Here is a 12,833-nt window from a genome sequence, read left to right as displayed (position 1 = left end):
GGAGGGGCACGCATTTGATTTCGCTGGATGAACCCCTTCTTTTCGGACAAAGCTTGAAGCAGCTTTGGATCTTCTTCGGTCCGCTCGTGTCGGGCCTCGTTGCGGCTGTGCTTGCGCATCACCTGAGCGCGCGACGGGATGTATCGGCGCATCAACGACAGTTAGACTATGAAGCAAAGATTGCGGCGCGAAGCATAAGGCGGGCGAAGCTTTTAGAAGCTTACCAAACGCTCGATCGAACGGAAGATGCGCGCCTAGACTTTCTCGACTTAGATCCCGAGGAAAGGTTCAAACGCACTCAAGAGCGGTCTGCTGCTTTCACACAACTCAAGCTGTTCGGTGATGAGCCCCTGTGTGTGCTTGTCGATCAGCTTATTGAGGATTTCAAAGCTGGCCAATGGTCCACTGATGCCCTCATGAATGCCCTGAGGGATCGGGTACGGAACGATCACGGTTTGGAGGAGACTAAGTCTCGGTACAAATGGGTGGACTTCAAAAAGGTGGTTGCTGACGTGCCAGAGTTCTCCATTCGTTTAGATGCTGAAGCACTCGGTAAGTTGGCTGCCGAAGGTCCTAAGGGTGAAGCGAAAATGAACCAAGCGCTTCGAAAAGCCGCAGGCCTTGGGGAGCAAACCAAGGTCGCTCCCGCAACTAGTGAGTACTAACGCCAGCCTGACCCCATCTGCCGCCGCATCTCGTTCTTGTCCTCGCGGATCATGCCGGGGATCAGGAAGAGGTCGATCACCGCCCAGACCCAGACCAGCCCGACCAGCGGCCAGCCGATCAGCACGGGCGAAAGCAGCCAGCCCATCGCGGAAAGACCCAGCATGACCAGGCCGCTCATCCAGCGGCCGAGATACATGCGATGCGCGCCGAAGCCCCAGAGCAGGATCGCCAGCAGATAGGCCACCAGCGGCGACTTGGCATCATTCGCCACTCTCTGTTCGATCAGCAGTTCTCTTTGGGTGTTCATTGGCCTCACATCCATGATGTTTACGCCATTAACATAAGATGGCGCCGTCCCTGCGCAAGTGGATCCCGCGCAATTTAAGGGAATTCGCACCGCCTGCCGGGTCGCTCTGGTCCGCCACCCTACCAATCCGCCGCGCCATGCGCTAAGGGACGCCAAACCCGACGGAGCCGCGCCATGAAATTCACCCTCTCCTGGCTCAAGGAGCATCTCGACACCACCGCCTCGATCGACGAGATCGCCGAGGCGCTGACCGATCTCGGCCTCGAGGTCGAGGGCATCGTCGATCCCGCATCCAAGCTGAAGAGCTTCACCATCGCCAAGGTCGTCGAGGCCGTGCAGCATCCCGATGCCGACCGCCTGCGCGTCTGCAAGGTGATGACCGACGAGGGCGAGAAGCAGATCGTCTGCGGTGCGCCGAACGCCCGCGAGGGCATCACGGTCGTCCTCGCCAAGCCCGGCGATTACGTTCCGGGCCTCGATGTGACGCTGAGCGTCGGCAAGATCCGCGGCGTGGAATCGCATGGCATGATGGCCTCGGAACGCGAGCTGGAGCTTTCGGAAGAGCATAACGGCATCATCGAACTGCCCTCGGGAGAGGTCGGCGACAAGTTCGTTGATTGGCTGGCAGCGAACCGCCCCGAAGCGGTCGATCCGGTCATCGAGATCAAGATCACCCCGAACCGTCCCGATGCGCTTGGCGTCCATGGCGTCGCCCGCGATCTCGCGGCGCGCGGCCTCGGCACGCTGAAAGCGGTCAAGGACGTGACCGTCGCGGGCGGCTTCGCCTCGCCGATCAAGGTCGTGATCGCGCCGGAAGTTGCGGAAAAAGCGCCCTTCTTTTCGGGCCGGGTGATCCGTGGCGTGAAAAACGGCCCCTCGCCGGACTGGCTTCAAAAACGCCTGACCGCGATCGGGTTGCGCCCGATCAACACGCTGGTCGACATCACCAACCTTTTCACCTTCGACCTGAACCGCCCGCTGCATGTCTTCGACGCGGACAAGGTCAAGGGCGACCTGACCGTGCGCGCATCCGTCGAGGGCGAGGAACTGCTGGCGCTGGACGGCAAGACCTATGGCTTTGCCCCCGGCACCATGATCATCGCCGACGAGAACGGCCCCGAAAGCATCGCCGGCATCATGGGCGGCGAACATTCGGGCTGCTCGGATGAGACCGTGAATGTCTTCCTTGAAAGCGCCTATTGGGACCCGATCGCGATTGCGACCGTGGGCCGTGCGTTGAAAATCAATTCGGACGCGCGTTACCGCTTCGAGCGTGGCGTGGACCCGGCCTTCACGCAGCCGGGTTTGGAACTTGCGACGAAGCTGATCCTTGATCTTTGCGGCGGCGAGGCCTCGAATGTGGTCACCGCAGGGGCCGTCCCCGATACCAGCCGCAGCTACAAGCTGGAACCGGCCCGCGTCATCAGCCTTGTCGGCATGGAGATCCCCGAGGCCGAGCAGCGCCGCACGCTCGAGGCCCTCGGCTTCCGTCTGGAAGGCGATCAGGCCCATGTTCCGAGTTGGCGTCCCGACGTGCTGGGCAGCGCCGATCTGGTCGAGGAGGTCGCCCGCATCGCCTCGCTGACCAAGCTGCAGGGCCAGCCGCTGCCGCGCCCGCGGGCGGGCGTGCCGCAGCCGGTGCTGACGCCGCTGCAGACCCGCGAGAAGGCGGCGCGCCGCATGGCCGCAAGCCTTGGTTACAACGAATGCGTGACCTACAGCTTCATCGATGGGGCTGCGGCGGAACTGTTCGGCGGCGGCCGTGAGGCCGTGCGCATCGAGAACCCGATCAGCAGCGAGATGACGCATATGCGCCCCGACCTGCTGCCGGGCCTGCTGGCCGCTGCGGCGCGCAATCAGGCGCGCGGTTTCATGGACCTGTCGCTCTTCGAATGCGGGCCGGTCTTCTCGGGCGGCGAGCCGGGCGAGCAGGACCTGCATCTCTCGGGCATCCTCGTCGGTGCGACCGCGCCGCGCGATCCCTTCGCCTCGCGTCGCAAGGTCGATATCTATGACGCCAAGGCCGATGCCGAGGCGATCCTGCAGATCATCGGCGCGCCCGCAAAGGCCCAGATCAACCGCAAGCTGGACGCATGGTGGCATCCCGGCCGCGCGGGCAATATCGCGCTCGGTCCGAATGTTTTGGCCACCTTCGGCGAAATCCATCCCAAGGTTCTGCGCCATTTCGGCATCAAGGGCACGGTGGTGGCCTTCACCATCCGCATCGCCGCGGTGCCGCTGCCCAAGGTCAAGACGCCCTCGCGTCCGGCGCTGGCTCTCGCGGATCTGCAAGCCGTGGAACGCGACTTCGCCTTTGTCGTCGATGGCAATGTCGAGGCGCTGACGCTGGTCAATGCCGCGACTGGCGCCGACAAGGCGCTGATCGAGCGCGTCTCGGTCTTTGACCAGTTCACCGGGCTTGAGGGCGGCAAGAAATCTATCGCGATCACCGCGCGCCTGCAGCCCAAGGACAAGACCCTGACCGATGCCGAGATCGAGGCGGTCAGTGCCAAGATCGTCGAAAAGGTCACCAAGGCCACCGGCGGCACGCTACGCGGCTGATCCGTCCGCGACATCTGGTAAGAACGGCCCGCATCCCCGCGATGCGGGCCGTCTTCGTTCAGAGCCTTCCGGGGCGGCGACGGATGGGCAAGGCGGGCAGGGACATGCCCAGAAGCAGCAGCGCGAGCGGCAGTGAAAAGAAAAACCCGATCGCCGCATAGCCGAGCGCGCCGGTGATTCCGCCCAGCAGGAACGCCCCGATCAGCGTCAGCAGGATCTTCATCTTGGCCGGATCAGGTCCGATTCCGGCGCGCGGCATGAGGATGCGGCAGGCGAGGCGGCCCAGTTCGATACCGATATCGGTCGCCATCCCTGTGGCATGGGTGGTGCGGACGCGCGCCGAAGAGATCTTGGTGATCGTCGCATTCTGCATGCCCATGATGAAACACAGGCAGGCCAGCGCGAAAAGCCTTCCTGCGGCGCTGGTAAAGATCCCGCCCCAGGCAAAGCATAGCAGGAACAATCCCTGGATCGCGATCGGCAGGGCGTATTGGCGACGTCCGACCCACATCCGCGCCCAATTGATCAGCAGGCTGCTGAACCCCGCCCCCGCGATGAAGGCGGCAATCGCCAAAGCCGCCGTGGCGGCGACGGGCATGTCCCCCGAGACGAGGTGATCCGGGATCTGCGACAGATAGCCCGTCATATGCGAGGTATATTGCCCCAGCGCAAAGAAACCGCCCGCATTGGCCGCGCCCGCGACAAAGGCGAGAATGGTGGCAAGAACGAAATCGCTGCCCGCGCTTCGCCGGTGCCCGACAAGAACGCGCGACGAGGCGATTGGACGAAGAATGCGTTTGCGACGGGCCATGTCCTCGGGCGAGGCGGGTGATATCCCACCGACTGTCGCGCGCCGCAGGCGCTGGCGCAAGCCGCATTGCACAAGGGAAGGGCGGCCCCTCGGAGCCGTAGTAAGCAGGGAAGGGCGGCCCCTCGGGGCCGCCGGTCGGACGGCTTACGCGGCGCCGACGAGAATGCCGCGCTGGACCGCGGGACGCGCGAGGAAGCGTTCGAGATAGGCCAGGACATTGGCATAGCCGCTCATGCCGGTTTCGTCCTCGGCCTCGTAATTGACGCGCACCGTGCGCAGCCAGGGGGCGACGGCCATGTCGGCGATGGAATAGTCGCCCATGATCCAGTCTCTGCCCTGCAACTGGCGGTCGAGCACCCCCATGAGGCGGCGCGCCTCGTTGTAATAGCGGGTGCGCGGGCGAGGATCCTCGATTTCCTTGCCCTTGTAGCGATGGAAGAAACCGACCTGTCCAAACATCGGCCCGACACCCCCCATTTGCCACATCAGCCATTGCAGCGTGTGATAGCGCGCAGCACCCTCGCGGGGCAGGAACTTGCCCGTCTTGTCGGCGAGATAGATCAGCATTGCGCCGGTCTCGAAAAGGCCGATGGGTGCGCCGTCGGGCCCGTTCGGGTCGATCATCGCCGGGATCTTGTTATTGGGGTTGAGCGACAGGAATTCCGGGGTGAACTGGTCCTCGGGATCCGTGATGCTGATGCGATGGGCGTCATAATCCAGCCCACATTCCTCGAGCATGACCGAAGCCTTGATGCCGTTCGGGGTGTTCAGCGTGTAAAGCTGGATCACGTCGGGGCGCAGCGGCGGCCAGCGATGCGTGATCGGAAAATCGGAATGAATAGACATTTTCGGCAGTTCCTGAACAATCTTTGAGGGATGGGCTGACGGAGGGGCCGGCAGCCGCGACAGGTCTGAGAAAAGGTAAGCACATGCTCAAGGAGTTCAAGGAGTTCATTGCCCGCGGCAATGTCGTCGACCTCGCCGTCGGCATCATCATCGGCGCGGCCTTTACCGCGATCGTGAATTCTCTGGTCACGGACCTGATCAACCCGCTCATCGGCCTGATGACGGGCGGCACCGATTTCAGCGGCCATTACCTTGTCCTCAAGGGCAATGTCCCCGATGGCGCGAGCCTGCAGGCGGCGCGCGATGCCGGGGCCTCGGTCTTTGCCTATGGCGCGTTCCTCTCGGCGATCATCAACTTCCTGATCATTGCCTGGGCGGTGTTCCTGCTGGTCAAGGCGGTGAACAAGCTGCAGCACAGCATCGTCGCCAAGAAAGAGGCCGAGGCCATTCCTGCCGGACCCTCGCAAGAACAGCTGCTGATCGAAATCCGCGACGAATTGCGGGCCACCCGCGCCTGATGCCGCACGGCGCGTCCCCAAGGCGCGCCGTTTTCTTTTGCGCCCGGTCGGTTTAGCTTGGCGGAAAGCACGCCCATTCGGCGGAAATCGCGCAGGGATCACCGGAATGATCGAGATCGACGCAACAGACCGCCGCATCCTGACCGTGCTGCAACGCGACGGGCGCATCACCAATGCCGATCTGGCCTCCGAGGTCAGCCTGTCCCCCAGCGCCTGCCATCGCCGCGTGCAGCGGCTGGAAGAGGCCGGGCTGATCCGCGGCTATGTCGCGCTGCTCGACGCCCGCAAGCTCGAGCGCCCGACCACGGTCTTTGTCGAGATCACGCTGTCCGGGCAGGCGGATGAGTTGCTGGAGGCGTTCGAGAAGGCCGTCCGCAAGATCCCGGACGTGCTGGAATGCCATCTGATGGCGGGATCGGCGGATTACCTGCTGAAGGTCGTGGCGCAGGATACCGACGATTTCGCGCGGATCCACCGCCAGAGGCTCGCGAAGCTGCCTGGCGTGCAGCAGATGCATTCCTCGTTTTCGCTGAAGACCGTGGCCTTTACCACCGCGCTTCCCGTCTGAGGGGGCCGTGTGACATAGGAAACCCCCGGGGCCGGGGCCACGGGGGTTACCAAAAACAAACGTGTCGCTTGTCTTACAGCGCGCCTTCGCGTTGCGCTTTTTTGCGCGCCAGCTTGCGGGCGCGGCGGACGGCCTCGGCCTTTTCACGGGCCTTCTTGACCGAGGGTTTCTCGAAATGCTGCTTGAGCTTCATTTCACGGAACACCCCCTCGCGCTGAAGTTTTTTCTTCAGGGCGCGAAGCGCTTGTTCGACGTTATTGTCGCGAACACTTACCTGCATGTGGTTGTCACCACCTTCCTAAGTTAGAGTTGAGCGAATTGCAGGACGCGGCCTTCTAGCAGGGCGAATCGCGTTTGTCCAGAAATTAGCGGGTATCCGCAGGAGGAGACCATGACCAATGAGCGGGACCGGCTCATCGACGCGGCGTTGGAGCACGTCATTTTCGACGGGATGAGCGATAGGGCCATTATGGCAGGGGCGCGCGATATCGGGATGTCACCCGCGCTGGCCCATGTGCATCTGCCGCGCAGTGGCGTCGATCTGGCCGCCGCCTATCATCGGCGCGGCGATGCCGCGCTGCGCGACTGGCTGGCGACGAACCGTTTGCAGGGCCGGTTCCGGGACCGCGTCGTCGATGCCGTGATGCATCGCCTGACACTGAGCGATCGTGACCTGGCGCGGTCCGGGGCGGTGCTCTTTGCCCTGCCGCAGAATGCCGCGCTGGGGGCGAAGCTGCTCTGGAAGACGGCAGATGCGATCTGGGAGGGCCTGGGCGACACATCCGAGGATGTGAACTGGTATTCCAAACGCGCGACGCTTTCGACTGTCTATGGCGCGACCGTGCTCTACTGGCTGGGCGACGAGACGCCGGAACGGGAAGAGACGCGCGCCTTCCTGGAACGCCGGATCGAGGGCATCATGCGGTTCGAGAAATTCAAGGGTCAGCTTGCCGGCGTGCCGGGCGTCTCGACCCTGGCCGGGATTGCGACGGGCTGGATTCACCGTCCCCACGGATCGCATGCGCCGGGTCATCTCCGTCAGGCTCCGCCGCAGCGCGGTGGAAAGGCATGATCTGCGAGTTGATGCAGGCCGTCGAGATCACCGAGCCCGGCCATCCCGAAGTCCTGAAACCCGTTTCGCGCCCGATTCCGGCTGCCGGGCACGGACAGATCCTGATTCGCGTCGCTTGGGCGGGGGTGAACCGGCCGGACGCCCTGCAGCGCGCCGGGCTTTACGCGCCTCCGGCCGGGGCGTCTGACCTGCCGGGGCTGGAATGCGCCGGCACCGTAGTCGAGACCGGTCCGGGGGTGAGCCGCTGGAAGATCGGCGACCGGGTCTGCGCCTTGTTGCCGGGCGGTGGATATGCGGAATTCGCGACCTGCCCGGCGGATCACGCGCTGCCCATTCCGACCGGCCTGACCCTGCGCGAGGCCGCGGCCCTGCCCGAGACGGCGTTCACGGTCTGGTCGAACATTTTCTCGCGCGGACGGCTGAAGGCCGGTGAGCGTTTTCTGGTCCATGGCGGCTCGTCCGGGATCGGGACCATGGCGATCCAGATGGCGCATGCGCTTGGGGCACGGGTCTGGGCCACTGCGGGCTCGGAGGAGAAATGCGCGGCCTGCGCCCGCCTGGGCGCGACGGCGATCAATTATCGCGAGACGGATTTCGTCAGGGTCATGGCGCAATCCGGCGGCGCGAATCTGATCCTCGACATGGTTGGCGGCAGCTATATCGCGCGCAATATCAAGGCCCTGGCGGATGACGGCCGGCTGGTGATGATCGCCTTTCTGGAGGGTGCCAAGGCCGAGATCAATTTCGCCCAGGTGATGATGCGGCGGCTGACCGTGACGGGATCGACGCTGCGGCCGCAATCGGATGCCGCCAAGGCCGCCATCGCGGCGCAACTGGCGCGGGAGATTTGGCCGCTGGTCGAGGCAGGCGCGGTCCGGCCCCTGATCGACAGCGTCTTTCCCTTGGCCGATGCCGCCCTGGCCCATGTCCGGATGGAGGGCGGCGCGCATATCGGCAAGATCCTGTTGCAGGTCTCGGGCGAAGAATGAGCGGGCTGGGAGGCTTGCCTCTGCCCGGTGCCTCCGGCGGGGATATTTAAGCAAGAAAGAAGCGCGCACATCCCGCCCCGCCGGGGCGATGGTCGGGATGTGGCTTCTCTCTTGGCGGTCATCGGCGTCCCCGCCTGTCCCGCGCGGGCAGTTTGGCGACGATTCGTTGCGATTCGGTTAAGCGGCTTTGGGACAGGTCATTCCGGCGCGGGCATCAGGAAGCTGCCCTGGCAATCGCGGCGGCTGTCGGGGGCGCAGTCGCGCGGCTGAAGCTCTTTGGTCAGGCAGATCCGGACCTCTTGCAGGGCCTTGGCGCGGCAGGTCACGGTGATGCCGTCACGGCGCATGCCGGGATTGGTCTCGATGAAGGCGTCCTCGACGACTTTCGCGGGCAGGGTGACATCGCGCGAGAGCCTGTCCAGAACCTCGGGCAGGCGCACGCTTTCGGCGGCTTTGCGCATCAGGGCGAAATAGTCCTGGGATGAAAGTCCCGAGCAGCGGCCGTGCTTTTTCCATTGATACCAAGCCAGTCCGCTGCTGCCCATGAGGTCGGTCATGGCCCGCGTGTCGCGGCGCGAAGGGTCGCGGGCGCTGGTCCTGCAATCCTCGGGCCAACCTTTCTCATGCTGCGGCCAGAGGCCATGGACAGTGAAACCCAGCCTGCGGCCAGGGTCGCATTGTTCCGATCCCTCGGGGCGGCCCTTGATGTCGCACCAGCTGGGCGACCAGCTGAGGGACAGGACGTAATAGTCGAACGCGCCCGGTCGGTCGGCCAGGGCAGGCGGCGCGGCGAGCAGGGCGGTGGCGGCGAGGGCGAGAAGCGCTTTCATGCGCAGAGCCTAGTCCGGCCCGTGCGGAGGTTCCACGAAATTCAGGCTTTATTCCGGACCGTCGAAGCCCTATATAAACGGTCAATCCCCCCCCCGAAAATGGAATGGCGCCCGCCAGAAGCCGTTTTCCCGGCCGAAGAAGATATTGTTAAGGAGAAGGTCATGAACAAGCCGCTGATGGCCAAGGCCACCGCCGTCTGGCTGGTCGATAACACGACTCTCAGCTTCAAACAGATCGGCGACTTCTGTGGCATGCACGAGCTTGAGGTGCAGGGCATCGCCGATGGCGACGTGGCGGTCGGCGTCAAGGGCTTCGATCCCGTGGCCTCGAACCAGCTTGATTCCATCGAGATCGAAAAGGGTCAGAAGGACCCGCGTTACAAGCTGAAACTGAAGCACAACCCCGCCGCCGAGGGCGAGGAGAAGCGCCGAGGTCCGCGCTACACGCCGCTGTCGAAGCGTCAGGACCGCCCGGCCTCGATCCTGTGGCTGGTCAAGTTCCACCCGGAACTGGCCGATGCCCAGATCGCGAAACTGGTGGGCACCACGAAGCCGACCATCGCCTCGATCCGCGAGCGCACGCATTGGAACATCCAGAACATCCAGCCGATCGATCCGGTCGCCCTGGGTCTGTGCCGCCAGTCGGAACTGGACGCTGCCGTGCAGAAAGCCGCCAAGCGCAAGGCCGCCGAAGGCGGCGCGATGACCGATGACGAGCGCCGCAAGCTGCTTTCGACGGAAACCTCGCTTGCGATGACCGACGAGCCGCGGATGCCGTCCTCGATTGCCGGGCTGGAGAATTTCAGCCTGACCCCGGATGAGGAAAAGCCTGCCCGAGAGGAAAATCTCGACGCGGACAGTTTCTTCAACCTGCCCGCCTCGGACGACAAGGACGAGGAAGAGGGTCACTGATCCGGAAAACCCCGAAGCGCTGCTTCGGGGTTTTTTCGTTCAGACCGACAGGCAGATATACTTCATCTCGAGATAATCCTCGATGCCGTGACGCGAGCCCTCGCGGCCAAGGCCGGATTGCTTGACGCCGCCAAAGGGGGCGACCTCGGTCGAGATGATGCCGGTATTGACGCCGACGATGCCATATTCCAGCGCCTCTTGCACGCGGGTCACGCGGCCGATGTCGCGGGCGTAGAAATAGGCCGCGAGGCCGAAGATCGTGTCATTGGCATAGGCAATAGCCTCGGCTTCGGTGTCGAAGCGGAAGAGGGGGGCGAGGGGGCCGAAGGTTTCCTCGGTCGCCACTTTCATTTTCTGCGTGATGCCGGTGACGACTGTCGGTTCGAAAAACAGGCCCTCCATCGGCTTGCCGCCGGTCAGGACCTTCGCGCCGCCATCCAGCGCGTCCTGAATATGGTCCTGTACCTTTTCCACGGCCTTTTCATTGATGAGCGGCCCGGTGGTCACGCCCTCGGCCAGCCCGTCGCCGACATTAAGCTTTTCGACCGCCGCCGCCAGCTTGTCGGCAAAGGTGTCATAGACCCCGGCTTGCACATAGATCCTGTTCGCGCAGACGCAGGTCTGGCCGTTATTGCGGAATTTCGAGGCCATTGCCCCCTCGACCGCGGCATCGAGATCGGCATCGTCGAAGACGATGAAGGGCGCATTGCCGCCCAGCTCCATCGAGCATTTCAACACCTGGTCCGCTGCCTGGCGCAAGAGGATGCGCCCGGTATTGGTCGAGCCGGTAAAGGTCAGCTTGCGGATCGCCGGGTTCTCGCAGAATTCCCTGCCGATCTCCGAAGACTTGCTTGAGGGCACGATGCTGAAGAGCCCCTTGGGCAGCCCTGCGCGTTCCGCGAGCACGGCCATGGCGAGCGCGGATAGCGGAGTTTCCGAGGCCGGGCGTCCGACAAAACCGCAGCCCGCCGCGATGGCCGGGGCGCATTTGCGCGCGATCATGGCATTGGGGAAGTTCCACGGTGTGATCGAGCCCACCACCCCGATCGGCTGACGGATCACCGACAGGCGCTTGTCGGGCATATGGCCGGGGATGATCTCGCCATAGATGCGTTTGGCCTCTTCGCCGAACCATTCGATGAAGCTTGCGCCATAGGCGATCTCGCCCTTGGCCTCGGCCAGCGGCTTGCCCATCTCGGCGGTCAGGATCTTGCCTAGGTCGTCCTGGCTTTCCATCATCAGGTCGAACCATCTGCGCATGACCTGCGCGCGGTCCTTGGCCGTACGCGCGGACCAGAGCTTCATCGCCGCCTCGGCGGCGGCGATGGCGCGGGAGACCTCGGCCCGGCCCAGATCGGCGACGCGGGCGATGACATCGCCGCGAGCGGGGTTGATGACGTCGAACTGCGCCCCGTCATCGGCCTCGATCCATTCGCCCGCGACATAGGCGCGGGTTTCAAGAAGCGAGGGATCCTTGAGCAGCATCTTCAGATCGGTCGCATGCTTGTTCATGGCAGGGTTCCTTGATGAAGTTGGGCAAGGCTTGCGCTTTTGGTTGCTGAAGGCAAGACGGGGCCGAAAAATCACGCGCTTCACGAAAAAGTTTTGAACTCAAGGGCTTCATCTGCGTTTTCGGGATAGCGCCAGGTTTTTCCCTCTTGGCGTCTCTCGACTGGGGGCGGCGGATCTCTCTCCTGTCGTCCCCTTTTTATGTCTGGTTCCAGCATGGCTGAAGGTCTCCGGGCCGCGGGCTTGCGGCATGGACCGCCCGCGCGATAGCCCGGGCGAGTGTCAGGGCCGCGGCATGTCCCAGCAGGAAAGGCGTGCTCATGGGATCGGAAACCGACTTTGCCCCGGTCGAGACCGCAAAGACCAAATCCCCGTCATAGGGCGTGTGGCTGGGCAGGATCGCGCGGGCCATCCCGTCATGGGCCGCAGTCGCCAGCCGCGTCAGTGCCGCCTTGTCCAGCGTGGCGTCCGTGGCGACAATGGCGATGGTCGTGGCCTCGCCCAGGCGTTTGACGAGCGGGGGTTCATGCGTGGCGTCAAAGGGGCCGCTCAGGCCGAGGCCGCCGAACTCGGCCCCAAGCTCCCAGGGGGCGGCCCAGAACTGGCGCGATTTTCCGACGGTCACCGACCCCAGCGCATTGACCGCGACCAGTGCCCCGATCGTCAATCCGCATTCCAGTACGGTCGAGGCCGAGCCGAGCCCCCCTTTCCAGAAATGGGTCATGGCGCCGGTGCCTGCCCCCTCGCTCCCCAGGGCGAAATCCGATGCCGCCGCCAGCAGCGCCGCGCGGCCAAGCGCCGGATAGGGGTTCTGCGCCCAACCCTTGTCGCCGCCATTGAGCAGGTCAAAGAGGATCGCCCCCGGCACGATCGGCACACGGACCGGGCCGATCTGGAACCCTCGGCCCTGTCCGCGCAACGCTTCGGCCACCCCGTCGCAAGCCGCGAGGCCAAAGGCCGAGCCGCCCGAGAGGACCAGCGCATCGACCGCCGGGACCAGCTTGTCGGGGGCGAGCAGATCGGTCTCGCGCGTGCCGGGCGCGCCGCCCATGACATGCACGCCGCAGGCCATCGGTGCTTCCCCCGTCAGCACCGTCACGCCCGAGCGCAGCGCGTCATCGCGGGCATTGCCGACCCGCAGGCCGGTGACATCGGTGATCAGGTTTCGGGTCCCTTGGCGCATGGTTGACCTTTGCTTTGCAGCCCCGCCGCGAAACCGTCGGGGCGTTCTGACGTTGCAGGA

At 64.2% G+C, this 12,833-nt stretch carries 14 protein-coding genes; 7 read left to right on the top strand and 7 right to left on the bottom strand.

Annotated features, from left to right (window positions below; translation table 11 throughout):
* Positions 1-14: 14 nt before the first annotated feature.
* Positions 15-665, top strand: coding sequence for a hypothetical protein (locus tag ESZ60_RS00835; RefSeq protein ID WP_134678509.1), 651 nt, complete (start codon positions 15-17; stop codon positions 663-665).
* Here the strand turns inward: ESZ60_RS00835 and ESZ60_RS00830 are convergent.
* Complete coding sequence (locus ESZ60_RS00830) at positions 662-973, bottom strand: TM2 domain-containing protein (RefSeq protein ID WP_134678508.1); 312 nt, start codon at positions 971-973, stop codon at positions 662-664. The two genes, ESZ60_RS00835 and ESZ60_RS00830, sit on opposite strands and share 4 nt — an antisense overlap.
* Positions 974-1,147: 174 nt before the next feature.
* On the opposite strand from ESZ60_RS00830, the gene pheT reads away from it, so the two are divergent.
* Complete coding sequence (gene pheT / locus ESZ60_RS00825; protein WP_134678507.1) at positions 1,148-3,535, top strand: phenylalanine--tRNA ligase subunit beta; 2,388 nt, start codon at positions 1,148-1,150, stop codon at positions 3,533-3,535.
* 58 nt (positions 3,536-3,593) lie between these two features.
* Here pheT and ESZ60_RS00820 read toward each other — a convergent pair whose 3' ends face one another.
* Positions 3,594-4,346 carry a YoaK family protein gene (locus ESZ60_RS00820; protein ID WP_134678506.1) on the bottom strand — a complete coding sequence of 251 codons (753 nt, stop codon included), beginning with the start codon at positions 4,344-4,346 and terminating at the stop codon, positions 3,594-3,596.
* A gap of 144 nt (positions 4,347-4,490) precedes the next feature.
* On the bottom strand, positions 4,491-5,192 hold the full coding sequence (locus ESZ60_RS00815; RefSeq protein ID WP_134678505.1) for a glutathione S-transferase C-terminal domain-containing protein: 702 nt from the start codon (positions 5,190-5,192) through the stop codon (positions 4,491-4,493).
* An 83-nt stretch (positions 5,193-5,275) separates the two neighbouring features.
* On the opposite strand from ESZ60_RS00815, the gene mscL reads away from it, so the two are divergent.
* Together mscL and ESZ60_RS00805 are read left to right on the top strand one after the other, a co-directional pair.
* Entirely contained in the window at positions 5,276-5,710 is a 435-nt protein-coding gene (mscL, locus tag ESZ60_RS00810) for a large conductance mechanosensitive channel protein MscL (RefSeq protein WP_134678504.1), read from the top strand.
* Between the two features lie 109 nt (positions 5,711-5,819).
* Entirely contained in the window at positions 5,820-6,278 is a 459-nt protein-coding gene (locus ESZ60_RS00805; RefSeq protein WP_209021220.1) for an Lrp/AsnC family transcriptional regulator, read from the top strand.
* A 73-nt stretch (positions 6,279-6,351) separates the two neighbouring features.
* Here the strand turns inward: ESZ60_RS00805 and rpsU are convergent, their stop codons facing one another.
* Complete coding sequence (gene rpsU, locus ESZ60_RS00800) at positions 6,352-6,558, bottom strand: 30S ribosomal protein S21 (RefSeq protein ID WP_011748553.1); 207 nt, start codon at positions 6,556-6,558, stop codon at positions 6,352-6,354.
* Positions 6,559-6,669: 111 nt separating this feature from the next.
* Here rpsU and ESZ60_RS00795 point away from each other — a divergent pair, with 111 nt between their 5' ends.
* Positions 6,670-7,350 (top strand): COQ9 family protein, encoded by a 681-nt coding sequence (locus ESZ60_RS00795; RefSeq protein ID WP_134678502.1) that lies wholly within the window; start codon positions 6,670-6,672, stop codon positions 7,348-7,350.
* On the top strand, positions 7,347-8,339 hold the full coding sequence (locus ESZ60_RS00790) for an NAD(P)H-quinone oxidoreductase (protein ID WP_134678501.1): 993 nt from the start codon (positions 7,347-7,349) through the stop codon (positions 8,337-8,339). Before ESZ60_RS00795 ends, ESZ60_RS00790 begins: the two co-directional genes overlap by 4 nt.
* Before the next feature lie 197 nt (positions 8,340-8,536).
* Here the strand turns inward: ESZ60_RS00790 and ESZ60_RS00785 are convergent, their stop codons facing one another.
* Positions 8,537-9,169, bottom strand: coding sequence for a ribonuclease T2 family protein (locus ESZ60_RS00785; protein WP_134678500.1), 633 nt, complete (start codon positions 9,167-9,169; stop codon positions 8,537-8,539).
* 162 nt (positions 9,170-9,331) lie between these two features.
* Between ESZ60_RS00785 and ESZ60_RS00780 the strand changes: the two genes are divergently transcribed.
* Entirely contained in the window at positions 9,332-10,081 is a 750-nt protein-coding gene (locus tag ESZ60_RS00780) for a DUF1013 domain-containing protein (protein WP_134678499.1), read from the top strand.
* Between the two features lie 39 nt (positions 10,082-10,120).
* Here ESZ60_RS00780 and ESZ60_RS00775 read toward each other — a convergent pair whose 3' ends face one another.
* Positions 10,121-11,593 (bottom strand): NAD-dependent succinate-semialdehyde dehydrogenase, encoded by a 1,473-nt coding sequence (locus ESZ60_RS00775; RefSeq protein ID WP_134678498.1) that lies wholly within the window; start codon positions 11,591-11,593, stop codon positions 10,121-10,123.
* Between the two features lie 196 nt (positions 11,594-11,789).
* A complete protein-coding gene (locus tag ESZ60_RS00770; protein ID WP_134678497.1) occupies positions 11,790-12,773 on the bottom strand; it encodes a P1 family peptidase in 984 nt (327 codons plus the stop codon).
* Between the last annotated feature and the right edge of the window lie 60 nt (positions 12,774-12,833).

Source organism: Paracoccus ravus (assembly GCF_004522175.1).
Taxonomy (GTDB): Bacteria; Pseudomonadota; Alphaproteobacteria; order Rhodobacterales; family Rhodobacteraceae; genus Paracoccus; species Paracoccus ravus.
Note: the sequence above shows the minus strand (reverse complement) of the source record. Positions and strands in the feature narration are given on the sequence as shown.